The organism is Polaribacter sp. P097 (genome assembly GCF_036864555.1).
Classification (GTDB): domain Bacteria; phylum Bacteroidota; class Bacteroidia; order Flavobacteriales; family Flavobacteriaceae; genus Polaribacter.
Genome location: NZ_JAZETJ010000002.1, coordinates 666,061 through 691,278 on the forward strand (window position 1 = coordinate 666,061; position 25,218 = coordinate 691,278).

General features: G+C 30.6%; 17 protein-coding genes, 1 other RNA gene and 1 riboswitch. Of the genes, 5 read left to right on the top strand and 13 right to left on the bottom strand.

Annotation, left to right across the window (positions count from 1 at the left end):
* The first annotated feature begins 24 nt into the window (after positions 1–24).
* On the top strand, positions 25–966 hold the full coding sequence (locus V7R38_RS10325) for a hydrogen peroxide-inducible genes activator (RefSeq protein ID WP_334058171.1): 942 nt from the start codon (positions 25–27) through the stop codon (positions 964–966).
* Between the two features lie 95 nt (positions 967–1,061).
* On the opposite strand, the gene V7R38_RS10330 is transcribed toward V7R38_RS10325, so the two are convergent.
* A complete protein-coding gene (locus V7R38_RS10330; RefSeq protein ID WP_334058173.1) occupies positions 1,062–2,681 on the bottom strand; it encodes an ABC-F family ATP-binding cassette domain-containing protein in 1,620 nt (539 codons plus the stop codon).
* Between the two features lie 182 nt (positions 2,682–2,863).
* On the opposite strand from V7R38_RS10330, the gene V7R38_RS10335 reads away from it, so the two are divergent.
* Together V7R38_RS10335 and V7R38_RS10340 are read left to right on the top strand one after the other, a co-directional pair.
* On the top strand, positions 2,864–4,255 hold the full coding sequence (locus V7R38_RS10335; RefSeq protein WP_334058175.1) for a hypothetical protein: 1,392 nt from the start codon (positions 2,864–2,866) through the stop codon (positions 4,253–4,255).
* Positions 4,256–4,397: 142 nt separating this feature from the next.
* Complete coding sequence (locus V7R38_RS10340) at positions 4,398–6,218, top strand: DEAD/DEAH box helicase (protein ID WP_334058176.1); 1,821 nt, start codon at positions 4,398–4,400, stop codon at positions 6,216–6,218.
* 49 nt (positions 6,219–6,267) lie between these two features.
* On the opposite strand, the gene V7R38_RS10345 is transcribed toward V7R38_RS10340, so the two are convergent.
* The 3 genes from V7R38_RS10345 to V7R38_RS10355 form a co-directional block, all read right to left on the bottom strand.
* Complete coding sequence (locus tag V7R38_RS10345) at positions 6,268–7,773, bottom strand: bifunctional metallophosphatase/5'-nucleotidase (protein WP_334058178.1); 1,506 nt, start codon at positions 7,771–7,773, stop codon at positions 6,268–6,270.
* Positions 7,774–7,873: 100 nt separating this feature from the next.
* Positions 7,874–9,757, bottom strand: a complete 1,884-nt coding sequence (locus V7R38_RS10350; protein WP_334058180.1) for a CHRD domain-containing protein — start codon at positions 9,755–9,757, stop codon at positions 7,874–7,876.
* Positions 9,758–9,924: 167 nt separating this feature from the next.
* Complete coding sequence (locus tag V7R38_RS10355; RefSeq protein ID WP_334058182.1) at positions 9,925–10,782, bottom strand: hydroxymethylglutaryl-CoA lyase; 858 nt, start codon at positions 10,780–10,782, stop codon at positions 9,925–9,927.
* Positions 10,783–10,864: 82 nt separating this feature from the next.
* Here V7R38_RS10355 and V7R38_RS10360 point away from each other — a divergent pair, with 82 nt between their 5' ends.
* Positions 10,865–12,031 (top strand): MFS transporter, encoded by a 1,167-nt coding sequence (locus tag V7R38_RS10360; protein ID WP_334058184.1) that lies wholly within the window; start codon positions 10,865–10,867, stop codon positions 12,029–12,031.
* Positions 12,032–12,076: 45 nt separating this feature from the next.
* On the opposite strand, the gene V7R38_RS10365 is transcribed toward V7R38_RS10360, so the two are convergent.
* The 8 genes from V7R38_RS10365 to V7R38_RS10400 all read right to left on the bottom strand — a co-directional run bounded on the left by V7R38_RS10365 (position 12,077) and on the right by V7R38_RS10400 (position 21,900).
* Entirely contained in the window at positions 12,077–14,344 is a 2,268-nt protein-coding gene (locus V7R38_RS10365) for an aconitate hydratase (protein WP_334058186.1), read from the bottom strand.
* Between the two features lie 170 nt (positions 14,345–14,514).
* Positions 14,515–14,821, bottom strand: an RNA gene (gene rnpB, locus V7R38_RS10370) — RNase P RNA component class A.
* Positions 14,822–15,015: 194 nt separating this feature from the next.
* Complete coding sequence (gene dnaJ, locus V7R38_RS10375) at positions 15,016–16,149, bottom strand: molecular chaperone DnaJ (RefSeq protein ID WP_015480103.1); 1,134 nt, start codon at positions 16,147–16,149, stop codon at positions 15,016–15,018.
* A gap of 56 nt (positions 16,150–16,205) precedes the next feature.
* Positions 16,206–16,754, bottom strand: a complete 549-nt coding sequence (locus V7R38_RS10380; protein ID WP_334058188.1) for a nucleotide exchange factor GrpE — start codon at positions 16,752–16,754, stop codon at positions 16,206–16,208.
* Positions 16,755–16,838: 84 nt separating this feature from the next.
* A complete protein-coding gene (locus V7R38_RS10385; RefSeq protein WP_015480101.1) occupies positions 16,839–17,390 on the bottom strand; it encodes an NUMOD4 domain-containing protein in 552 nt (183 codons plus the stop codon).
* A gap of 87 nt (positions 17,391–17,477) precedes the next feature.
* The gene (gene murA / locus V7R38_RS10390) at positions 17,478–18,785 is read right to left on the bottom strand and encodes a UDP-N-acetylglucosamine 1-carboxyvinyltransferase (protein ID WP_334058191.1); all 1,308 of its coding nucleotides are present in this window, start codon (positions 18,783–18,785) and stop codon (positions 17,478–17,480) included.
* A gap of 3 nt (positions 18,786–18,788) precedes the next feature.
* Positions 18,789–19,439: a DUF4290 domain-containing protein gene (locus V7R38_RS10395; protein ID WP_334058193.1), complete on the bottom strand. Its 651-nt coding sequence runs from the start codon at positions 19,437–19,439 to the stop codon at positions 18,789–18,791.
* A gap of 136 nt (positions 19,440–19,575) precedes the next feature.
* Positions 19,576–21,900 carry an ATP-dependent helicase gene (locus V7R38_RS10400; RefSeq protein WP_334058195.1) on the bottom strand — a complete coding sequence of 775 codons (2,325 nt, stop codon included), beginning with the start codon at positions 21,898–21,900 and terminating at the stop codon, positions 19,576–19,578.
* A gap of 363 nt (positions 21,901–22,263) precedes the next feature.
* On the opposite strand from V7R38_RS10400, the gene V7R38_RS10405 reads away from it, so the two are divergent.
* Positions 22,264–22,776 (top strand): DUF7935 family protein, encoded by a 513-nt coding sequence (locus V7R38_RS10405; RefSeq protein WP_334058197.1) that lies wholly within the window; start codon positions 22,264–22,266, stop codon positions 22,774–22,776.
* A gap of 241 nt (positions 22,777–23,017) precedes the next feature.
* Here the strand turns inward: V7R38_RS10405 and V7R38_RS10410 are convergent, their stop codons facing one another.
* A complete protein-coding gene (locus V7R38_RS10410) occupies positions 23,018–24,922 on the bottom strand; it encodes a TonB-dependent receptor plug domain-containing protein (protein WP_334058199.1) in 1,905 nt (634 codons plus the stop codon).
* Between the two features lie 83 nt (positions 24,923–25,005).
* A riboswitch (cobalamin riboswitch) is annotated at positions 25,006–25,201 on the bottom strand.
* Positions 25,202–25,218: the final 17 nt, after the last annotated feature.

The window sequence follows — 25,218 nt, forward strand, 5'->3', positions numbered from 1 at the left end:
TATCTTTATCAGAAATTCTTATTAATGACTATTACTCAACTTAAATACGTTTTATCTGTAGCAGAATATCAAAATTTCACAGTAGCTGCAGAACACAGTTTTGTGACTCAGCCTACATTAAGTATGCAGATTCAAAAGCTTGAAGATGAACTAGATGTTCGAATATTTAATAGATCTAAAAAACCAATTGAACTTACAGAGGTAGGTAAAAAAATTGTTGAACAGGCTAAAGTTATTGTCGATGAAAGTAACAGAATTTTAGATATTGTTCATCAGCAGAAAGGATTTATTGGTGGCGAATTCAAACTAGGAATTATACCTACTATTATGCCAACCTTATTACCAATGTTCTTAAATAATTTTACCAAAAAATACCCTAAGGTTAAAATTATTATAGAAGAACTAACTACAGAAGAAATTATTAGAAAGTTAACAGATGGACATATAGATGCTGCCATTGCTGCTACTCCATTAGAGAATGAGGCTATAAAAGAAAAGCCATTATATTATGAACCTTTTGTAGGTTTAATTCCACAGAATCACAGGCTTTTTAATAACAAGAATATTGATGCGAATGAATTAGAAATGGAGGATATTCTTTTATTAGAAGATGGACACTGTTTTAAAGACAATATTATAAATCTTTGTAGAGCGCATAAAATCGATAATAAAAAAGGATTTCAATTACAAAGTGGAAGTTTTGATACGTTGATAAAATTATCTAAAGAAGGTTTAGGAATGACTTTATTACCTTATTTACATACATTAGATTTGAATGATTCAGACAAGAAATTTTTACGTGAATTTAATAGTCCACCACCTGCAAGAGAAGTAAGTTTAATCTATCATAAATCACAATTAAAAATGCAATTAATAGAAGCTTTGAAGAAAACTATTGATGGCGTTGTTAGAGGAGCAATTTCATTTTCTGATGTAAAAATAATAAGTCCTTTACAGAAGAAATAATTTTACAACAACCTGTATTACAGTATTTAAAAACCCACTATTTAAACTTTTAGTTTATATAATGGGTTTTTACTATTTGTAACAATTATATCCTATTAAGAATACATTGTTTCTCTTAATTCTTTAATTTTTGGATCAGATAAATAATCATCAAAAGTAGCATATCTATCAATAGCTCCTTTAGGAGTTAATTCTATAATTCTGTTAGCCACAGTTTGTGCAAACTCATGATCATGTGTAGAGAATAAAATGGTTCCTTTAAAATTTATTAAAGAATTGTTTAATGCTTGAATAGATTCTAAGTCTAAGTGATTTGTTGGCTCATCTAGCATTAAAATGTTGGCTCTTTTCATCATCATTTTAGAAAGCATACATCTAACTTTTTCTCCTCCAGAAAGTACATTACTTTTCTTTAAAGCTTCTTCACCAGAAAAAATCATTTTACCTAAAAAGCCTCTTAAATATACTTCTTCTCTTTCTTCTTCTGTTTGTGCGTATTGTCTTAACCAATCTACCAAATTTAAATCTCCATTCTGAAAATATTCTGAGTTGTCTAGTGGCAAATAAGATTGTGTAGTAGTTACACCCCAAGAATATTTACCTGAATCTGCAGGTTCATTACCTGAAATAATTTGATAAAATGCAGTAATTGCTCTTGAGTTTTTAGAAATAATAGCAACTTTATCTCCTTTATTTAAGTTGATGTGAATATTATCAAACAATTTCTCACCTTCAAAAGATTTACTTAAGCCTTCTACATTTAATATTTGGTCTCCTGCTTCTCTATCTCTATCAAAAATAATTGCTGGATAACGTCTACTAGAAGGTTTAATATCTTCTACGTTTAATTTATCAATCATTTTTTTACGAGAAGTAGCTTGTTTTGATTTTGCTACGTTTGCAGAAAATCTACGAATAAACTCTTCTAATTCTTTCTTTTTGTCTTCTGCTTTTTTGTTTTGTTGTGCTCTTTGTTTCGCAGCTAATTGGCTAGATTCGTACCAAAATGTATAGTTACCAGAATAATGATTAATCTTACCAAAATCAATATCAGAAATATGTGTACAAACTGCATCTAAAAAGTGTCTATCGTGCGAAACCACAATTACACAATTGTCAAAATTTGCAATAAAGTTTTCTAACCAAGCAATGGTTTCAAAATCCAAATCGTTGGTAGGCTCATCCATAATTAAAACATCTGGATTACCAAAAAGTGCTTGTGCAATTAAGACACGTACTTTTTGCTTACCATCTAAATCTTTCATTAAAGTATAGTGCAAATCTTCAGCTATACCAAGGTTAGATAGCATTGCAGCTGCATCAGAATCTGCATTCCAACCATTCATTTCTTCAAAAACTATTTGAAGTTCACCAATTTTTTCTGCATTTTCATCGGTATAATCTGCATACAGGGCATCAATCTCTTTTTTAATTTTAAAAAGATCCTTGTTACCCATAACCACAGTTTCTAAAACAGGGTACTCATCATAGGCATAGTGATCTTGAGTAAGTACAGACATTCTTTTACCTGCCTCTAAATGAACCTGACCAGAAGTAGGATCCATCTTACCAGAAATTATTTTTAAAAATGTAGATTTACCTGCACCATTGGCGCCTATAATTCCATAACAATTTCCTGTTTGAAATTTGGTATTTACTTCATCAAACAAAACACGTTTTCCAAACTGAACAGATAAATTAGAAACTGATAACATAACTCTATTTTAATTTTTTGCAAAAGTAGTAAATTGATTTGTTTTAAGGCAGATATACTAGGTGTTTTTAAGGTAAATCGTTAAAATTTTAATCTAAATTTTTAGAATATTTTTAACAACGTATTAACAAGAGCAACTCTAATGAATACTTATTTTTGTATGAGTTATACCCACAACATTATATGAATAATAAAATATTAATTTTATTACAAATACTTACAATAGGTTTTTTAACTAGCTGTGATACAGAAGTTAAAGAAAAAACCACTTATTTTGGAGGTAAGATTATTAATCCGAAATCGAATAAAGTAATCCTTTATTCAATGGAGCAGGTAATTGATACTTTTCTTTTAGACGAAAATCAAAAATTTATTGGCGAGTTAAAAGAGGCAAACGAAGGTTTGTATTATTTTGTTCATGGTAATGAAAACCAATACATTTATATTGAACCTACAGATAGTTTAATGTTGCGTTTAAACACTTGGGACTTTGATGAGACTTTAGTATTTGCGGGTAAAGGTGCTGAGAGAAACAATATCTTAATTGACTGTTTTTTAGAAGATGAGAAAGAAAAAAAGAATTTTTATAAATTAAATAAGCAACAACCAGAAGTATTTAAAAAGGTTACAGATTCATTGTTGGCCATAAAGTTAGTTACTTATAATGACTATATTTTAGAACACCCAAATGAAACAGAAGGGTTTAATGAAGTTTTAAAAGTAGCCCTCACCTTTCCTATTTATTCTAGATTTGAAAGATATCCTATCATTTATTCTAAATATGCTGAAGATGGAAGCTTCCCAGAAGTTGATGCCACTTTTTATGATTATAGAAAAAATATAGATATTAATAAAGATACAATGATGTATTTTCCTCCTTACTCAAGGTACATCAGAAACTATTTGTATAATGAAACTTATGCTCAAGGTCATAAACCTATGAGAAATAAGTATACTCCAGATTTTACATTAGATTTATTAAATATTATAGACGATAGAATAAAATCTCAAAACACAAAGAATGCCTTTTTAAAACAAACTTTGGTAAGTCATTTTTACAATAAATCTTCAGATCAGATTAATTTAGAAGCTTTTGATTTATTCTTAAAATCATCTACCAATGAAAAGGATAAAACCCAGATACAAAGTTTGTTAAATGATTCTAAGGTAATTACCTTAGGAAACGAGTTGCCAAATTTCGAAATTACAGATTATACAAATGCAGATCATTCTATTCACAAACTAATCAAGAATAAAAATTCTTTTTTACTTTTTTGGAATCCTGAATATGTGTCAAAATCTTATTTATCATCTAGAGTAATTTATTTGTCAGAAAAATTTCCGGAAATTAATTTTCATGTTATTAAGACAGATGGTAAAGATGAAGATAAAATTGAAAAATTAGATATTAAAAATCAATTTTACATTAATAAAGATAATTTAGCACAAACATTTCTAAGTAGTAAAATGACTAGAACTATTTTAGTAGATCATAATGGAAAAGTGGTAAATGGCTATGCCTCTTTATACTCTAATAATCTTATTCCTTACCTAGAGAATTTGAATAAAAAGTAATAAAACCTACATTCTTCTTCAGTTCATTTTATTTGTAGTACATTTGCACGATTTTATTTTTGAGTGTAACTCATTTAAAATCAGGTCGAATTTATAATCAGATTTACAGGTGGGCGTTCTGTGAATCTACAAAATCACAGAAATGTCAACATTTAAAGAAATAGGGCTAAAAGCACCTATCATCAAAGCATTAACAGATTTAGGTTACGAAAAACCAACTGTTATTCAAGAAAAAGCAATTCCACAAATAATATCTTCTGATACAGATTTAAAAGCATTTGCTCAAACAGGTACAGGTAAAACTGCAGCATTTAGTTTACCTATTTTAGAACTTTTAGAAGAAGATAATAACAATGTTCAAGCCATTATATTATCGCCAACAAGAGAACTTGCAGTTCAGATTGGTAATAATATTAAAGATTTTTGCAAATATTTAAAAAATGTAAAAGTAACAACGGTTTATGGTGGTTCTAGCATGGAAGATCAAATAAGATCTTTAAAGAAAGGATCTCAAATTGTTGTAGGTACTCCAGGTAGAACTGTAGATTTAATTAACAGAAGAGCATTAAAGTTAGGCAATGTTAGATGGCTGGTTTTAGATGAAGCTGACGAAATGCTAAACATGGGCTTTAAGGAAGAACTAGACAAAGTTTTAGAAGCTACACCAGAAACCAAACAAACCTTACTATTTTCTGCAACGTTTCCTAGAGAAGTAGAAGCTATTGCTAGAAATTATATGACTACTCCTGTAGAAGTAACTTCTGGAGAAAAGAATTCTGGTTCAGAAAACGTTAGTCATGAATATTATGCAGTAACAGAAAGAACACGTTACCCTGCATTAAAGAGAATAGCAGATTTAAATCCTGATATTTATGCAATTATCTTCTGTAGAACTCGAAGAGAAACTCAAGAAGTTGCAGATAATTTAATTAAGGATGGCTATAATGCAGATTCTCTACATGGAGATTTATCTCAAGCACAGAGAGATTCTGTTATGGGGAAATTCAGAAAGAAAACCATTCAAATTTTAGTGGCGACTGATGTTGCAGCACGTGGTTTAGATGTAACTGAATTAACTCATGTAATTAACCATAAATTACCAGATCAAATAGAAAATTACACACATAGAAGTGGTAGAACTGGTAGAGCTGGTAACAAAGGTGTATCTATTGTTTTAGTAAATAATAGAGAAAAAGGGAAATTACGTGTTATAGAACGTATCATAAAACAAAAATTTGTTGAAGGTAAAGTACCTACAGGAAAAGAAATTGTAGAAAATCAATTAATGAATTTAATTGATAAAGTAAATGATACAAAGGTTAATGAGTCTGAAATTAAAGAGTTTTTACCTAGCATTTACGATAAGTTAAAAGATTTAGACAGAGAAGAATTAATACAAAAGTTTGTTTCTTTAGAGTTCAACACAATGTTGGCTTACTATGAAAACTCTAAAGACTTGAATGATTTAGGTAGAGAGAATTCTAGAGCTAGAGCAACTGCAGATAATATGACTCGTTTTTTCATCAACATTGGTAGAAAAGACAGTTTGAATCCTGCCAAATTGATTGGTTTAATTAACGACCAGAATATTGGTGATAAGATAGAAATTGGAGCTATAGATATTCTAGATACGTTTTCTTTCTTTGAAATTGATAAGAATTTTGAGAGTGAAACATTAGATGCTTTCGCTTCTAATCAGCCAGATTTTGATGGTAGATCTGTAAACGTAGAAATTACTAAAAAAGACCGTTCAGGAGGAGGAAGAAGAGGAAAAAAGAAATCTTTTGGTAAAAAAGATGGAGGTTTTGGACGAAGAAGAAGTGCTGAAGGTTCATCATCTAGAAGAAGTTCTGATAATGGTGGAGGAAGAAATAGAAGTGATAGAGGTGATAGAAGATCTTCTTCATCTAGCAGATCTGACAGAAAACCTGGAGGATTTGGAAGAAAAAGAAGAAATTCTTAAATAAATAAAAAAAGCTCAAGATGAATATCTTGAGCTTTTTACTTTATAACTACTTTGTTTTTAAATAATCTACTACTGCCTTTCGAATATCGTAGGCAACTTCATCTTCTTTAGGATGATAAACAGAAAACACCTCTTTGTTTTCATTAGATAAAAAAGGAATGTCAAAACCCTTTAATAAATAATCTGAAAAAGCAACAGTATACGTTTTTGTAAGATCTAATTTCTTGTTATTTATAAACCAATTACCTTCTACCCTATTTACATTATATCTATGTAAATAAGCGCCTGTACCAGAGGCCAATTCTCCATAATCTAATACCCTTTTTAGTAATCGTCCTTTAATTTCAACTTTTACAATTGCACCACCAAAAGGCAAAACTCTAAAAATATCAACAGGAGTTATATCTCCCATTAGTTGATCATCAATTCGTATAGAACCTCCATTTACAAGGGCACAATCTACTTTATCATTAAAAGCATAAGACATGGATGTTGTAATAATTTTACCCAAATTAGTTTGTTTACTTCTTATAGGTGTATCTCTACCATCTAAAGGAATTTTAGTTTTATAAATTATTTCATTAGGGTTTTTCAAAACCTCCTTAATTTCTTTTTCTAAAATCGTTTGCCATTTAGAAACAACCTTAGCTACTTTTTCATCTTCCTTTATAGAAGCATTAATTTCTTTTAACTCAGACTTTATATTGACTTTCTTTGTAATCTTATCATACTCTACTCTATGAATATAAACGGTTTTAGCATTTGCGTCTGCTTTTGTTATGATTCCATTTTCCGTTTCAATTCGCATGTTTGTATGCTCATGACCCCCCATAATTAATGGTATTTCTGGTAGTAATTTCGAAATTCTTTTATCGTTTACAATTTTAACATGGGTTAAACCAAAAACAACATCAACAGAATCTTTTAAATTGGTATATGATTCTCTTACTTTATTGAACATGTTTTCGTATTTCACATACGCTTTAGGGTTTGAAGGAATACATACGCTTACAAAACCTATTTTGATTTTTGTACCATCTTCGTCAGTAAATTCTTTTATATAAGTCTCAGGAATATATTCTTTACTATTATTGATTATTTTATAAAATGGCGTGGTTTCTTGTTCGTTAATCAACTTAACATTAGCAGAAACCCATGGAAAATTACTTTCATTCAATCTTTTTTGTAAATCTTTTTGAGACAAGTCAAACTCATGATTTCCAAAAGTTACCAGATCGAAATTCATAGCATTCATTACATCTATCATTTGTTTACCTCGAATTCTTTGGCCATCTAATTTTAAAGTACCTATTAAAGAAGGATTTAAAAAATCACCTGCCATTAAAAGCATAGTATTGGAGTTTTCTTTTAAAAGGTCTTTATGAACAGTTTCTACTCTAGCTAACCCTCCAAATTCACCTCCTTGAATTGGAGCTATTTCATAAACATCATTTAACTGTAAAAAGGTAAATGCTATTTTATTATCATCCTTTTTGCAAGAACCTAATATTAAAATTGTAAGAGCAATTATGATTCTAATGGTAATTTTCATCCTGAATTTCTTTACTTAAATCTTTATTCAAAAATAACAACATAAATCAAAAAACCCATCAATTAATTGATGGGTTTTAAATTTATTATAAGAACTCTAATTATTCATTAGAACCAATATTTCCTTGAGCTACTACAGTACCTAATTGAGTTGCACTTAAGTGAACATTAATATATCCATCAAAAGTTAAAATCTCATCATATGTAATTGCTGTGTCATCGTCTAATTCTTCAACCTGAGTCATACTCATTCCAGTATCACCATTTACAGGATTGAAAGAAAATGCAATTGGACCACCAGTTGCTGCGTCATTTTCATGAATATGAGAAGGGTGCATTTCACCAGCTACTGTATTTACAATATCTAAAACTGCTAAAGCACTACCATCTACTCTTTTGTAAAAAGTTGCAGTACCCATAATTCCAGCCACATCTTTTTCAGCTAAAGTGTACATTTTAGAATCACCAGTTAAATCATTTCTACCTATATCTCCTTGAGCTACAATTGTACCTAGGTTATCTGCACTTAAATGTACATTTACATAAGCGTCTAAAGCTTCAATTTCACTGTAAGCTATAGTATCAACATTAGTTGCACTCATTCCAGTATCACCATCAACAACATTAAAAGTAAATAATATTCCACCAGTTTCTGCTGCTGTATTTTCATGAATATGAGCTGGGTGCATACCTCCTGCTGGAGTATTTGCAATATTAATTACTGCTAAAGCTTCACCATTTACTCTTTCTGAAAAAGTTACGTCTCCAGAAATTCCTACAACATCTTTTTCTCCTAAATCATACACGATTGTAGATCCTGTTAAATCATTCTGCCCTATATCTCCTTGAGAAACAATTGTTCCTAAAGCAGTTGCACTTAAGTGCACGTTTACATAAGCATCTAAGTCTAAAATATCTGCATAAGTATAAGTATCTACATTTGTAGCGCTCATTCCTGTATCACCATCTACTACATTAAAAGTAAATAGAATTGCACCAGTTTCTGCTGCTGTATTAGCATGAATATGTGCTGGGTGCATACCTCCTGCTGGAGTATTTGCAATATTAATTACTGCTAAAGCTTCACCATTTACTCTTTCTGAAAAAGTTACGTCTCCTGAAATTCCTGCAACATCTTTTTCTCCTAAATCATAAACTTTAGTAGTACCAGTTAAATCATTTTGTCCTATATCTCCTTGCGCAACAATTGTTCCTAAGTTATCCATACTTAAGTGAACGTTAACATAAGCATCAATATCTGCTATTGCAGAAAACATTAAAGAACTTAAACTTGTAACACTAACTCCTGTATCTCCACTTACTGGATTAAAAGTATAAAGAATATCTCCACCTTCTGCAGCTGTATTTGCATGGATGTGTGCTGGATGAGAACCACCTGCTGGTGTACCATCTAATTCTATAACTGCTAAAGTTTCACCATTATTTCTTTCTGAAAAAGTAATATTACCTGAAATACCATTAACATCTTTCTCACCTAAATCATACATCATAGATGTACCTGTTAATGCGTTTTGACCAATGTCTCCTTGTGCTACAACAGTACCTAATTCATCAGCACTTAAGTGTACATTTATATAACCATCAAAATCTAGTAATTCTGCATAAGAAATTGCAGTACCATCGTTTAATGTAGTAAAAGTAGTTGCACTTAAACCTGAGTTACCATCTACTGGAGTAAAAGTTAAAGCGATATCTCCACCTTCTGCTGCTGTATTAAAATGGATATGAGCTGGATGTAAACCATCTGATGGTGTACCTTCTATATCTAACACAACTGTTACAGAAGCATCTGTGTTTTCTACAAATGTGGCTTTACCTAAAATACCATCTACATCTTTAGAACCCAATTGGTACACAACAGTGTTTCCAGAAGGTTCAGGAACCATTAAATCATCATCGTCATTACAGCTTGTGATTACCAAACTTGTTAAGACGAATAAAAAAAGTAATTTAAATTTTTTCATAATTCTATTTTGTTTATTTTATTTTCAGTAAAGTTAGACAAAATATAACCTAACATTAACGCTATCCAATTAAATTATGTGCTGTATTCGGAATTTAACAGAACATTAAGAATTGAGAAAAAAAATAGAATAGACTAGTTTAAAAATAAACGGATAAGAAAAAAAATCTAATTAAAAACTTCTAAAGCCTTGTTATATGCACTTTCAAAACTCATTGGTTTTACATTAGTTTCGGCCTTTTCAGTAGTAAAATAGCTTAATAATTTTTCGGTTGGCATATTACCTGTAAGTTCATCCTTAGCCATAGGACAACCACCATAGCCTTTTATGGCTCCATCAAAACGTAAACAACCTGCCTTAAAAGCAGCGTCTACTTTTTCAAACCATTTGTCTGGAGTTGTATGTAAATGAGCACCAAATTCAATCTTTGGATATTGTGGAATTAAATTAGAAAATAGATAATCAATTACATCTGGTGTAGATGTACCAACTGTATCTGAAAGGGATAAAATTTGAACTCCCATCCTTGAAAGTTTCTCTGTCCAACTAGCAACAATATCTACATTCCATGGATCTCCATAAGGATTCCCAAATCCCATAGATAAATACGCAACAACTTCTTTTTTAGATTTATCAGCTAGATTTAAAATTTTGTCAAGAGTAATTATTGACTCATCAATAGTTTTATGTGTGTTTCTCATCTGAAAATTCTCAGAAATTGAAAATGGATAACCTAAATAATCAATCTCCTCAAATTGAACAGCATCTTCAGCCCCTCTGTAATTGGCAATAATTGCAAGTAATTTACTCTTGGTTTTACTCAAATCAAGTTTAGCTAAAACATCTGCAGTATCCCTCATTTGAGGTATTGCTTTTGGCGAAACAAAACTTCCAAAATCGATAGTATCAAAACCAACTTTTAATAAAGAATTTATGTACAAAGCCTTTCTATCAGTGGAAATAAAGTGAGATTTTATTCCCTGCATTGCATCTCTAGGACATTCTATTATCTTGACATTTTTCATCAATTCAAATATAGATAAAGTAATGATGAATAGAAATTTTTAGCCTTGAATATTCTTTAATTTATGCTAATTTCGTAAACCAATGAAAACACCAAAATACATACTTCCCATTATTGTAATTTCTCAGTTTTGTTGTACCTCTTTATGGTTTGCTACAAATGGAGTCATGAATGCTGTCATAAAAGAATATCATTTAGAAGCAACTGCAATTGGTTACCTAACATCTGCTGTACAGTTTGGTTTTATTATAGGAACTTTATTATTTGCGTTATTTACAATAAGTGATCGTTTTTCACCATCTAAAGTATTTTTTATTAGTGCAATTTGTGCTGCACTATTTAATTATTGCTTTGTACTTAAAACTTCTGAATTACCTTATCTCCTGATTTTTAGATTTTTAACAGGTTTTTTTCTTGCTGGTATTTATCCTGTAGGAATGAAGATTGCCACTGATTATTATGATAAAGGTCTAGGCAAATCTCTAGGATATCTTGTTGGGGCACTGGTTTTAGGTACTGCTCTACCCCATTTAATAAAAGATTTATTCGTTACAACTTCTTGGAGATTTGTTATTACAACTACATCTGTATTATCTATTTCTGGTGGTTTATTATTGATTCTTTTTGTTAAAGATGGCCCTTTTAGAAAAAAATCTAACAGTTTTGACCTTTCAATTATCTCTTCTGTTTTTAAGCAACCAAAATTTAAGCAAGCCTCCTTTGGTTATTTTGGTCATATGTGGGAGCTGTATACTTTTTGGGCCTTAGTTCCTGTATTATTAGTTTCTTATAATCAATTGTATGCTAACCTAAATATTGATATTTCATTACTCTCCTTTGTAATTATAGGTATAGGTAGCATATCCTGTATATTTACTGGCTATATTTCAAATAAAATAGGTGTAAAAAAAACTGCATTTATTTTTTTAACAGGATCTTTTACATGCTGTTTAATTGCTCCTTTTGCTTTTTTGCTAGAGAATCAAACCGCATTTATTAGTTATCTAATGATATGGAGTTTTTTAGTGATTGGAGATTCACCCATGTTTTCAACCTTGGTTGCGAATAACGCAAATGCAAAAAACAAAGGAACTGCCTTAACCATAGTTAATTCTATAGGTTATGCAATAACCATTATAAGTATCTTGATTTTCACCAAACTGAGTTTGGCTTTTCAATCTAATTTTATTTATATGCTTCTAGGAATAGGACCTTTATTGGGAATAATAGCTCTTAAAAAAAGAGCATAAAAAAACTCCTGAATTTCTTCAGGAGTTTATAAATAATTTAATTGCTTATGCGTTTTGCTTTTTAATTAAATTTAAAGCAGAACCTTCATTATACCAATCAATTTGAGCTTTGTTATATGTGTGATTTAATTTGATAGTATCAGAACTACCATCTTTATGCACAATCTCTAAAGTCAATTGTTTGTCTGGAGCAAACTCATTTAAATCAACAAAGTTGAATGTATCATCTTCTTTAATTAAATCATAATCAGCTTCATTAGCAAACGTTAAACCTAACATTCCTTGCTTTTTCAAGTTAGTTTCATGAATTCTAGCAAAAGATTTTACAATCACTGCTGCAACACCTAAATGTCTTGGTTGCATAGCTGCATGCTCTCTAGATGAACCTTCACCATAATTATGATCTCCAACAACAACAGTTTTAATACCTTCCTTCTTGTACTCTCTTTGTACAGCAGGAACAGCATCATACTCACCTGTTAATTGATTTTTCACAAAATTTGTTTTCTTATTGAATGCGTTTACAGCACCAATTAATGTGTTATTTGCAATATTATCTAAATGTCCTCTAAAACGTAACCAAGGTCCAGCCATAGAAATATGGTCTGTAGTACATTTACCAAATGCTTTAATTAACAATTTAGCACCATTAATTGTACTGCCTAAAGGAGTAAAAGGTGTTAATAATTGTAATCTTTCTGAATCATCATTTACAGAAACCACTACTCCACTGCCATCTTCATCAGGTGCTAAGTAACCATTATCTTTTACATCAAAACCTTTAGGAGGTAATTCCCAACCTGTTGGCTCATCAAACATAACTTCTTCACCATTTTCGTTGATTAATTTATCCGTTAAAGGATTAAAATCTAAACGACCTGCAACTGCAATTGCTGCTGTTAATTCTGGTGATGCAACAAATGCATGCGTATTTGGATTACCATCTGCTCTTTTAGCAAAGTTTCTATTGAAAGAGTGAACTATACTATTTTTTGGTGCATTTTTTGGATCTGAATATCTTGCCCATTGCCCAATACATGGTCCACAGGCATTTGTAAAGATTTTAGCATCTAAGTTTTCAAAAATGCCTAAAATACCATCTCTCTCTGCAGTATATCTAACTTGCTCAGAACCAGGGTTTATACCTAATTCAGCCTTAATTTTAAGACCTTTATCGATAGCTTGTTGCGCAATAGAAGAGGCTCTAGATAAATCTTCATAAGAAGAGTTAGTACAAGAACCAATTAATCCCCACTCAACAGCTAAAGGCCAATCATTTGCATTAGCTTTATCTGTCATTGCTGTACCTACTGGAGTAGATAAATCTGGTGTAAAAGGTCCGTTTAATAAAGGTCCTAATTCAGATAAATTAATTTCAATTACTTGATCAAAATATTGTTCTGGATTCTCATAAACTTCAGAATCTGCAGTTAAATAATCTTTAATTTCATTTGCTGCATTTGCAACATCTTCTCTATCTGTAGCTCTTAAATAACGCTCCATAGATTCGTCATAACCAAAAGTAGATGTGGTTGCACCTATTTCTGCACCCATGTTACAAATAGTCCCTTTACCTGTACAAGACATAGAAGTTGCACCTGGCCCAAAATATTCAACGATTGCACCTGTACCACCTTTTACAGTTAATATCTCTGCAACTTTTAAGATTACATCTTTAGGAGCTGTCCAACCAGATAATTTACCAGTTAACTTAACACCAATTAATTTTGGGAATTTTAATTCCCAAGCCATACCAGCCATTACATCTACTGCATCTGCACCTCCAACTCCAATAGCTACCATTCCTAATCCACCAGCATTTACTGTATGTGAATCTGTACCAATCATCATTCCTCCAGGAAATGCATAGTTTTCTAAAACTACTTGGTGAATAATACCTGCTCCTGGTTTCCAAAATCCAATTCCGTATTTATTAGAAACTGATTCTAAAAAATTAAAAACTTCACTACTTGTATTATTCGCGTGCTTTAAATCTGTTGCAGCACCTTCTTTAGCTTGTATTAAGTGATCACAATGTACAGTAGTTGGCACAGCTACTTTAGCTTTACCTGCTTGCATAAACTGTAATAATGCCATTTGAGCAGTTGCATCTTGACATGCAATTCTATCTGGAGCAAAATCTACATAATCTTTACCTCTTTCTAATTCTTTTGTAGGATTGCCTTCCCATAAGTGAGAATACAAAATCTTTTCTGCTAGCGTAAGTGGTTTACCTGTAATTTTACGAGCAGCGTCTACACGTTCTGTCATATTCGCGTAAACCTGTTTGATCATGTCAATATCAAATGCCATATTTAGTTGTGATTTTTAAATTTAGTATGACAAATTTAAGGTAATAAAATCAATTTTGAAAAATAAATAATAGATTGCAGTAATTAATAAATAAAAAAATGCTATTTGCTCAAAATTGGGGTATAATTCCAAAAAAAAACGCTGAAAAACAGCATTTCTTTGAATTAATCATAAAAAGCAGACTCGTAAGCCGAATTCTGTTCCAATATAATTGGTTCTTATCATTTATCTAGTTTTAAAATTACTTTTAAAATCTATCTGCCTACCCTTTAGAATCGAGCGAGTAGCCCTCAAGCTCTAATATACATGACATTGCACCTCATAGAGTTTACCTGGTTTCACTACAGCCTAACTGTACTTGCTTTCTGTTGCACTTGTCCTCAACTTACGTTGGACGGATGTTATCCGCTATGAATACTCTTTGGTGTCCGGACTTTCCTCTTTAAAATTTTTAAAGCGATAAGATAAGTCTGCTTAAAATATGATTATGTTATATTTTATCCTTCAAAACAAAACCCACTCAAATTAAAAATTTGAGTGGGAAAAATTGCTATGAAAAAGAAAAAGTGTTATTGGTTGCCCAATAACACTGTAAAGATACTACATTTTAAAATATAATTTATTATGATAAATCGAATTAATTAACTCAGTATTATCATTTTAATATTTTTTTAAGAAAACATGTCTTTTACCTTTTCAAAAAACGATTTGTCTGATGTATTTGGATTTGGTGAAAAGTTTTCATCCTCAGACATTTTTTCAAAAAATTCTCTTTGTTCTTTGTTCAATTCTTGAGGTGTCCATACATTAATATGAATTAAGAAATCTCCTGTTCCATATCTCTCAATACTTGGTAAACCTTTACCTTTTAATCTTAAAATTTTACCTGATTGAGTACCAGAGTCTATTTTAATTTTAACCTTACCTGTAACCGTTTCAACTTCTTTGCTTGTTCCTAAAACTGCTTCAGAAAAGTTTACATATAGATCATAGTGAATATTTGTGCCTTCTCTTTTTAATTTTTCGTGTGGAATTTCCTCTATTAAAACTAACAAATCTCCTGCAATAGAATTCTTACCAGGTGCTTCATTTCCCTTACCACCTACTTTTAACTGCACTCCTTCTGTTACACCAGCAGGAATGTTGATAGAAACTGTTTCTTCTTTTACCACTAAACCTTGTGCGTCTGCTCCATTTGGTTTACTGCTAATAATTTCTCCAGCACCAGAACAAGTAGTACAAGTAGTAGCAGTTTGCATTCTACCCAAAATAGTATTTGTAACTCGCATTACTTGACCTGAACCATTACATGTATCACAAGTCTTATATTTTACACCATCTGCTTGAATTTTTCTTCTAACTTTTACTTTCTTCTCAATTCCTTTAGCAATTTCTTCTAAAGTAAGTTTAACACGAATTCTCATGTTACTTCCTTTAACTCTAGCTTGCCTTTGGCCTCCACCACCAAAGCCACCAAAACCACCACTAAAGCCTCCACCTCCAAAGATGTCTCCAAATTGGCTAAATATGTCATCCATATTCATGCCTCCACCTCCAAAGCCTCCTCCACCTTGAGGGCCATCGAAAGCTGCATGACCATATTGATCATATCTTGCTTTTTTATTCTCATCACTCAAAACTTCATAAGCTTCTGCCGCTTTTTTAAAGTTCTCTTCAGCAACTTTATCATCTGGATTTTTATCTGGATGATATTTAATCGCCATTTTTCTATAGGCTTTTTTAATTTCTGCTTGAGTTGCAGATTTTGATATACCTAATATTTCGTAAAAATCTTGTTTTGCCATTTTCTTATGGTTTGTAATTTACAGTTATAACTAACTTGTAAAGAATTCGTCAATAATTATTGTCCTATTACAACTTTAGGGTAACGAATAACCTTATCTCCTAATTTATAACCTTTTTCAACACAGTCTATTACCTTACCCTTCATATCAACTGATGGTGCTGGAATTTGTGTTATTGCTTCATGAATTTCAGCGTCAAATGTATCTCCAGAATTTGTTTCAATTCTTGATAATCCTTTTTGTTCTAAAGTATTATAGAACTTATTGTAAATTAAAAGTACGCCCTTTCTTAACTCTTCTGCTTCTTTATCATCTTCAATATGTGTTAAAGCACGCTCAAAATCATCTACAATTGGCAGTAAAGATGTCATTAATTCTTGTCCTGCTGTTTTAAATAATTCAATTCTTTCTCTTGAAGTACGCTTTTTATAGTTTTCAAACTCTGCAAAAAGTCTTAAAAACTTATCTTTTTCTGCCTGAATCAACTCTTCTGCAGTTGGTTCTTTTTTAGCTTCTTTTGTTTCAATATCTTGATTTTCTTCAACTTGCGAATTTTCTTGCTCGTTTTTTATTTCTTCTTCCTGTATATTTTCTTTCTTACTCATTTCTTTGTAATCGTTAAATTGTCTACAATTTATTGGCAAAAACATTGCCAATAAAAAAATAGTGCCAATTTGACACTATTTATTTTAAATTTTAACATGAGACCAATTCTCTCCTGTTTTTATGCGATGAATTTGCATATCTGATACTCCAAATCGTTTAGCAATCATAGAAATTCTAGTTCTATTATTCTTTAATTGACGCTTAATGATTTTTACTTTTCCTTCGCTAAGTTTACCTATATTTCTACTTCTTTTTTTAACCACACTTTCCCAAGTTGGGTTGTTAAATTGATGCAGTTCTTTTTCTCTTTTTGTAGCCCATTTAAGGTTACTAACCTCATTATTTTTTTTATCGTAATCTAAATGAATTACATAACGTTGTTCTTCATTTTCTTTGTCAATAAAATGCTGAGCAACCAGCTTGTGGACATATCTACTTGTAGATTTTTTGTTCACCTCTTGTTTTAGAGAAATGGTTTCATAACCATTAATAAAGGTTTTGTTTCTAAGGTAAGGAACCTCTGTATTACAATTAATTACCCTGCCATAATTAGAGATTTGATATTTCTCGTTTACGGCTATTTTTTCATCAAACTGAATGTCTTTCCATTCTTCATTATACAAGTTTCTAATCATGTTTAAAAAAGTTAAATTATGGGGTATTCAAAATTTACTCTTCTTCTTCTTTCGAAACTTTTTCTTAGCAATAAGAATTTTATTTTTTTAAGCTACTCTTTCTATTTTTGCGCCTATCGATTTTAATCTAGCTTCAATATTTTCATAACCTCTGTCTATTTGTTCTATGTTATGAATGGTACTAGTACCTTTGGCTGATAATGCTGCAATCAATAATGATATACCAGCTCTAATATCTGGAGATGTCATTGTTGTTGCTTTTAAAGCACTTTGAAAATTATGCCCTATTACAGTGGCTCTATGAGGATCGCACAAAATTACTTTGGCTCCCATATCAATTAATTTATCTACAAAAAACAGTCTACTTTCAAACATTTTTTGATGTATTAACACTGTACCTTTTGCTTGTGTTGCAATTACCAATACTATACTTAATAAATCTGGTGTAAAGCCAGGCCAAGGTGCATCTGCTACTGTTAATACAGAACCATCTATATAATTTTGAATCTCATAAGAATCTTGTTCTGGTATATAAATATCATCTCCTCTTTTCTCAAATTGAATTCCTAGTTTTCTGAATACATTTGGAATTTGCCCTAAATTCTCCCAACTAACGTCTTTAATAGTTAATTCAGATTTTGTCATTACAGCTACACCAATCCAAGAACCAATTTCTATCATGTCTGGTAATACTCTATGTTCACATCCTCCTAGAGAATCTACACCATTTATTACCAATAAATTAGAACCAACACCTGTTATGTTAGCGCCCATAGAATTTAGCATTTTACATAATTGCTGTATGTATGGTTCACAAGCAGCATTGTAAATTGTTGTGGTGCCTGTTGCTAAAACTGAAGCCATTAAAATATTTGCAGTACCAGTAACTGAAGCTTCATCTAAAAGCATGTCTGTACCAAAAAGCTCATCTGCTTCTACACCATAAAAATGTTCTTCTTTATTATATCTAAATTTTGCTCCTAATCTTATAAAACCTTCAAAATGGGTATCTAATCTTCTACGCCCAATTTTATCTCCTCCTGGTCTTGGTATATAACCTTTACCAAATCGCGCCAATAAAGGGCCAACAATCATTATTGAACCTCTTAAAGAACTACCATCTTTCTTAAAGTTCTCAGACTCTAAATATTCTAATTTTAATTCGTCTGCTTGAAAAGAATATGAATTACTACCTAACTTTTCTATTTTAACACCTAATTCTCCTAAAATGAAGATTAATTTGTTAACGTCTATAATGTCTGGAACATTATTTACAGTAACCTTTTCTGGCGTTAATAAAACAGCACATAATATTTGTAAAACCTCGTTCTTAGCTCCTTGAGGTGTGATGGTTCCATTTAATTTATGACCACCTTCTATTTTAAATGATGCCATGGCTTAATATCTTTTTCTACCTTTATTATTGCTGTGAGACTTTTTATGATTGCTTTTAGAATGATTTTGTCCTTGTGAATTTCTTTTCTTAAGCAAGTTTTTACTTTCAGAAAGTTCTTCTTCAGAACCTCTTAAATCGATTTTTTTATCGGATAAATCATATAAATGTTTAAAAATTACTGCATCATCTACAGTATCTTTATTCCAATTTAAATAACATTTTTTCATATGATTGGCTATGGTGTACACCAATGCTTCTTTTTTATCTCCATCTTCCCAACTTAAAGCAACATCTATCATGGTTTGAATATTGTTACCATAATAACGATATCTAGAAGCTGATTTTGGATAAGCCAAACCTTCTGGCTTTTCTTGCAATTCTTCTTTTGACGGAATTGGATAAGGTGAATCTACATCTAAATTAAATTTAGACATGATAAAAAGCTGATCCCATAGTTTATGTTTAAAATCTGGAACATCTCTTAAATGCGGTTGTAAATTACCCATAACATCAACAATTGCCAATGCCATTTTATTACGTTCTTCTTTGGTTTCTAAAGCAACACAATGATTTACAAGTTTTTGTATATGTCTTCCATACTCTGGAATAATCATTAATGTTCTTTCTGAATTATATTCTAAATCGAATGTCATTTATCTATTTTTGTGAAGTGTATTACCGAATATAAATTTCATTTTAAGTAATGAAAGTTTTCGATTTGCTAACTTATACTGTTGTAGTTCTTAAACGTTGCAAAATAACACTTTATTTTTATTTATGGTTTATTTTTTAACCAATCACTTTTAATTTGGCAAATTGTAATAATAATTTCTTTTTACCAACTGTACTGAACTTAATTTCTGCTTTTTGATTTGGGCCTTTACCTTCTAAAGCAATTACTTCTCCTGCACCAAACCTGTTATGTTCTACAATATTACCAACAGCAACATTACCATCAAATAAATTGGTTTTTGATGTAGATGCTTGCGACACTTTTTTAAGGTTTTTAGGAATGATAATTTCTTTCTTCTTTGCCAAATCTCGCTCCATTTTTTTACGTTGAATTGGTTTCTGAAAACGGATTCCTTTTGGAGCATCATCAAACAAACTTTTATCTACAAATCTGTTGATAGACGGTTCAGGCATTTTAGGAGCAATATAATGCAGATATTGATCATCTATTTCCTCTAAAAATCTACTTGGCTCAGCATCTACCAATTTACCCCATCTGTAACGTGTTTGTGCATAGCTTAAATACGCCACTTTTTCGGCTCTTGTTAATGCAACATAAAATAACCTACGTTCTTCCTCTAGCTCACTTCTTGTATTCATACTCATTGCAGAAGGAAACAAATTTTCTTCTAAACCAACAATATAAACATACAAATACTCTAAACCTTTAGATTGATGAATGGTCATTAATGAAACACTTGGCTTATCATTATCTTTTTTCGAATCGAAATCTGTTGCCAAAGCTACATCTTCTAAGAAAGTAGTTAAAGAGGCATCTTCACCTTCCTCAATTTTATCTGTTATAAAGTCTTTAATTCCGTTTAGAAGTTCTTGCACATTCTCTACTTTACTTACAGCTTCTGGAGTGCCATCTTTTTCTAAATCTTTAATTAATCTAGTTTCTTTAACAACAACTTCTGCGATTTCGAATGCATTTTTGGTTTGTGCCTCTATTTGAAGCCTAAGAATCATATTCATAAAATTCTGTAACTTATTTTTAGTTCCAGAATTAATCTTAATATCAATTTTATCAATATACTTTATAATTTCAAAAATTGATTTTTTATAATGATTTGCTGCAATCGTTAATCGATCTATAGTTGTAGCTCCAATTCCTCTTGCAGGATAATTAATAATTCGTTTTAAAGCTTCCTCATCATTTGGATTGATAAGAATTCTTAGATAAGACAAAATGTCTTTAATTTCTTTTCTCTGATAAAAAGAGATACCACCATAAATAGTATAATCGATATTCTTTTTTCTTAAAGCGTCTTCAATGGCTCTAGACTGCGAATTTGTTCTGTATAGTACGCAAAAATTGTCTGGAGTTAATTGATGGTTCATCATATTTTCCCAAATAGATTGAGCCACAAATCTGCCTTCTTCACCATCAGAAATGGTACGCATTACATTTATAGAATCTCCTGCATCATTACTTGTCCAAACTTCTTTATCTAATTTGGTTTTATTTCTTGCAATTACAGAATTTGCAGCGTTTACAATGTTCTTTGTAGATCTGTAATTTTGCTCTAGTTTAAAGGTCTTAACATCTGGATAATCTTTTTGAAAATTAAGAATGTTTTGAATGTTTGCGCCCCTAAAACTATAAATACTCTGAGAATCATCACCCACCACACAAATATTCTGAAAACGATCTGCTAAAGCTCTAACAATGATGTATTGTGAATGGTTTGTATCTTGATACTCATCTACCATTATATAACGAAAACGATCTTGATATTTAGCTAGAACATCTGGAAAGCGTGCTAACAATTCATTGGTTCTCAATAGTAAATCATCAAAATCCATAGCTCCAGATTTGAAGCACCTATCTACATATTCTCTATAAATATCACCAACTTTTGGTCTGCTTGCATGCATATCTGCTTCTTGCAAATCAGAATTATTAAAATAGGCTCTTACTGTAATTAAACTATTTTTGAACGATGAGATTCTACCCAAAATTTGCTTGGGTTTATAGCGCTCTTTATCTAAATTCATTTCTTTAATAATGGTACCCATTAATCGAACTGAATCTTGCGTATCGTAAATTGTAAAGTTTGATGGAAAACCAAGCTTGTCTGCCTCTGATCTTAAAATTCTAGCAAAAACCGAGTGAAAAGTACCCATCCAAAGATTTTTAGCTTCACTTTGCCCAACAACACCAGCAATTCTCTCTTTCATTTCACGAGCTGCTTTGTTGGTAAATGTTAAAGACAAAATATTAAAAGCATCTACTCCAGATTGCATTAAATGTGCAATTCTATATGTTAATACTCTTGTTTTTCCAGAACCTGCACCTGCAATGATAATCATAGGACCATCTTTTTGCAATACTGCTTGTTTTTGAGGTTCGTTTAAAGAATCTAAATAGGTATTCAATAGTTTGTTTTGAAAGAATTTTTGAAAGTGTGAAATTAGCGAAACTAATCGTTTTTATAAAGCAAGATCATTGGTTTTTATTCACATTTTATGAAAATAAAATTCGCCTGAAAATCCGATTAAATTAAAATTCGTTACAATACCCGAATATTTTTGTTTTTTTGTATCTACTTTTGTTTTAAATGATGTTTTTTAAAGCTTAGTTTTTCTATTAACAGTAAAATCAATATTAAGATTTGGAGTTTAAAAAACATTAATAGACATAAAATAAATAAATCGATTTTAATAATAACCTTGCTGGACATTGGTTTAGCTGATATTATTAGAATTACCTATTTATATTTTAAAAATTTATTTTAGTACATGGAAGATAAAATATTTGAAAGTATCGCCTACATTCTACCTGCAGCAGTAACTGGATTTGTTGCCTATTTTATGTTTACAGGTTTTCTTAATCAGAATAATAAAGAAAAACAATTAGACTTAATTTCCGATAAAAAGAAAGAAGCTTTACCTATTAAATTGCAGGCTTATGAAAGAATGTTATTATTTTGTGATAGAATAAATCCCATAAAACTAGTGGTTAGAGTTGCACCTATCTCTAATAATACTAATGATTATCTTCAACTTTTAATTGCAAACATAGAACAAGAGCTAGAGCATAATTTTGTCCAACAACTTTATGTTTCCCTGCAAAGTTGGCAAGCAATTATCGCTACAAAAACAGCCATCATAAAAAACTTACAATTAATTGCAAACGAATCTAACTCAGCACAAGATTTTAGAGAAAATATTTTAATTGAATATGGTAAAAAATCTTCTGTTATCGAAACTGCAACAGCTATTATTAAAAGTGAAGTTGCTAAACTAATTTAATAAGAAAAGCCTTCTAAAAGAAGGCTTTTTCATACAATAATAAAAATTGGGGGACATTAAATTATCATCAATATATTTTTAAAAAAAGTCAATTATCTTTAACTTTTAACTCATTTATTTACAGATAGTTGTATTTAATTACAGTATAAATATAATAAATTTAATTCACTAATTGATTTTTTTATCATAAATGCTTGTTAATTTTAACTCACTTATTATCAATAAATTAAATAAACCACTCCTATAATTGGATCTTCACTCCTAAATTATAATTTCTTCCTCTAGTAGTAAACCCTGCAATTTCTTGAAAATCTTCATTCAAGATATTGGTTAAGCTTCCATAAAAAGTAACTTTATTTTCTAGGATGCTATGATTGATAAAGAAATCGAATAAATTGTAAGAGTCTAAAGCTACGTTTCCAAAATCTTGAGTTTCATCTACCCATCTATAGCTAAATGAAGTAAAGGTATTTTTACCTAAATTATAATTGGCCTTAATAAAGAATTTATTTTGAGGTATTTTCAAAAGTAAATTTTCATCACGATCTATATAAGTGTAATTCGCCAATAACTTAAAACTATTTGTAACATTATATATTACTTCAGTTTCAAATCCTTTAGCAGAAAAAGTTCCTAAATCGTTTATGGTTTGAAACGTGTTTGGATCATACCCAATTTTATTTGTTTCTTCTCTATAAAAATAGGTACCATTAAAGGTTAATTTATCACCCAAAGCTATAACAAATCCACCTTCTACAGTTGTTGTTTCTTCAGGTAACAACTCATCTATACTAGGTAATTTTGTAAAAATTTCAGATAAAGTTGGTGTAATAAAAGCTGTACTGTAAGAAGCAAATACCTTGATATTATGTTCATTAATTCTAAAATTATAAGAAGGATTAATGTTATAAACAAAGTTATTTCCATACTCACTATGAATATTTAAACGACCACCCACATTTACATTTAAACCTTTTTCAGACATATAATTTACAGATAAATAAGGATCATAAAAATGTTGTTTTCCTGAACCTTCTTCTATAGTACTAAAAGATGTTCTTTGAGTCATGTCTTGATATTGAGAAGTTATACCTGCTAAAAATAAAAACTCCTCATTGAAAATGTAGTTGTTGTAAATATCAAAACCATACACTTCACCATTAAAAAAGTTCTCAGAAGGTGTTTCAGTTCTATCTATATCAGTAAGAAAAGTTCTAATTTTTAAAGAACCTTTAGCATAGGTATAATCTGCATTCACACCTACTCTCTTTTGAACGCTGTTTAAGTTATTATCTCTATCTGCAGGTATACTCTCAAAAGTTACAGGATCAAAATCAAAACCATCAAAATCTGTAGAAAACTCATCATAACTTGTTAATAATCCTAATTTAAAATGATCACTCAATGCATAATTAAGTTTTACTAAAACATTTTGTCTAGCAAAATTATCTTCTTCAAATGCTGTGGCTGTTGTACTTTCTGCTGCAGATAAACCAGAAGAACCATTCGCATTTAAAGCTAAAAGGTAATCTAACTTACCTAAAGTACCATTAAAATTAAAACTCGTAGAAAACTCTTCTGCAGATAAGCTATTGTTCTCACTTGAACTGTTAGAGCCAATAGATGAACTAAAAGATCCTCTAAAACCTTTCTTCGACGCTTTTTTAAGAATAATATTTATCACCCCAGTTGCAGCTCCCGTTCCATATAAGGTAGAGGATGCACCTTTTAAAACCTCAATTTTCTCAACTTGATTGATATCTATTTGACGTAAATCAAAATCACCATTAAAAGAACTAGGGTCATTTACATTAACACCATCTAACAAAATGGCAACTTGTCTATTTCGTCCACCTCTAATGTAATACCCTAAATTTTGCCCTTTTGTACTAAAATTACCATTAATTTCAACTCCAGGAACATCGTTCAATAAGTCTAAAATGGTTTTACCTTGACTATTTTCAATAGTTTCTTGTGTAATTTGATAAACTACTTTACCAACATTTTTTTTATTGGTTGCAAACTTTGTAGCAGTTACCACTACTTCATCTAAAGCTTCTACTTTCTCTTTCTTTTCTTGAGAAAATACTTTTGTACTGACAAAACTACATGCCAATACACTAACAATTAATAATTGTTTTTTCATTTTTTAATAAATTTGATTTACAATAAATCAGGTAAATTTCGTGTACAGAAAAAAATAGTACATAAACTTTTATCCCGAAAGTTTTTAACTCATGATTAAAGGCAGGTCTCCTGACTTGCGTCTTGTAACAAACCTTCCCAACAAATAGTCAGTGGCTAAAGAATTAGTTACAAGCTTTATAGCTTACAGTTGCGGGTACAGTTCTGGATTTTAACCAGATTCCCTTTTAATTTAATGTAAAATGATTTTTACATTAAAACCAAAAATCGGGGCAAATATATGCGCTTTATTAATTA

What these genes read in the sequence shown, in the direction of transcription:
- V7R38_RS10325 (WP_334058171.1), top strand. Translation starts at nt 25, where the DNA reads ATGACTATTACTCAACTTAAATACGTTTTATCTGTAGCAGAATATCAA.
- V7R38_RS10330 (WP_334058173.1), bottom strand. Translation starts at nt 2,681, where the DNA reads ATGTTATCAGTTTCTAATTTATCTGTTCAGTTTGGAAAACGTGTTTTG.
- V7R38_RS10335 (WP_334058175.1), top strand. Translation starts at nt 2,864, where the DNA reads ATGAATAATAAAATATTAATTTTATTACAAATACTTACAATAGGTTTT.
- V7R38_RS10340 (WP_334058176.1), top strand. Translation starts at nt 4,398, where the DNA reads ATGTCAACATTTAAAGAAATAGGGCTAAAAGCACCTATCATCAAAGCA.
- V7R38_RS10345 (WP_334058178.1), bottom strand. Translation starts at nt 7,773, where the DNA reads ATGAAAATTACCATTAGAATCATAATTGCTCTTACAATTTTAATATTA.
- V7R38_RS10350 (WP_334058180.1), bottom strand. Translation starts at nt 9,757, where the DNA reads ATGAAAAAATTTAAATTACTTTTTTTATTCGTCTTAACAAGTTTGGTA.
- V7R38_RS10355 (WP_334058182.1), bottom strand. Translation starts at nt 10,782, where the DNA reads ATGAAAAATGTCAAGATAATAGAATGTCCTAGAGATGCAATGCAGGGA.
- V7R38_RS10360 (WP_334058184.1), top strand. Translation starts at nt 10,865, where the DNA reads ATGAAAACACCAAAATACATACTTCCCATTATTGTAATTTCTCAGTTT.
- V7R38_RS10365 (WP_334058186.1), bottom strand. Translation starts at nt 14,344, where the DNA reads ATGGCATTTGATATTGACATGATCAAACAGGTTTACGCGAATATGACA.
- dnaJ (WP_015480103.1), bottom strand. Translation starts at nt 16,149, where the DNA reads ATGGCAAAACAAGATTTTTACGAAATATTAGGTATATCAAAATCTGCA.
- V7R38_RS10380 (WP_334058188.1), bottom strand. Translation starts at nt 16,754, where the DNA reads ATGAGTAAGAAAGAAAATATACAGGAAGAAGAAATAAAAAACGAGCAA.
- V7R38_RS10385 (WP_015480101.1), bottom strand. Translation starts at nt 17,390, where the DNA reads ATGATTAGAAACTTGTATAATGAAGAATGGAAAGACATTCAGTTTGAT.
- murA (WP_334058191.1), bottom strand. Translation starts at nt 18,785, where the DNA reads ATGGCATCATTTAAAATAGAAGGTGGTCATAAATTAAATGGAACCATC.
- V7R38_RS10395 (WP_334058193.1), bottom strand. Translation starts at nt 19,439, where the DNA reads ATGACATTCGATTTAGAATATAATTCAGAAAGAACATTAATGATTATT.
- V7R38_RS10405 (WP_334058197.1), top strand. Translation starts at nt 22,264, where the DNA reads ATGGAAGATAAAATATTTGAAAGTATCGCCTACATTCTACCTGCAGCA.
- V7R38_RS10410 (WP_334058199.1), bottom strand. Translation starts at nt 24,922, where the DNA reads ATGAAAAAACAATTATTAATTGTTAGTGTATTGGCATGTAGTTTTGTC.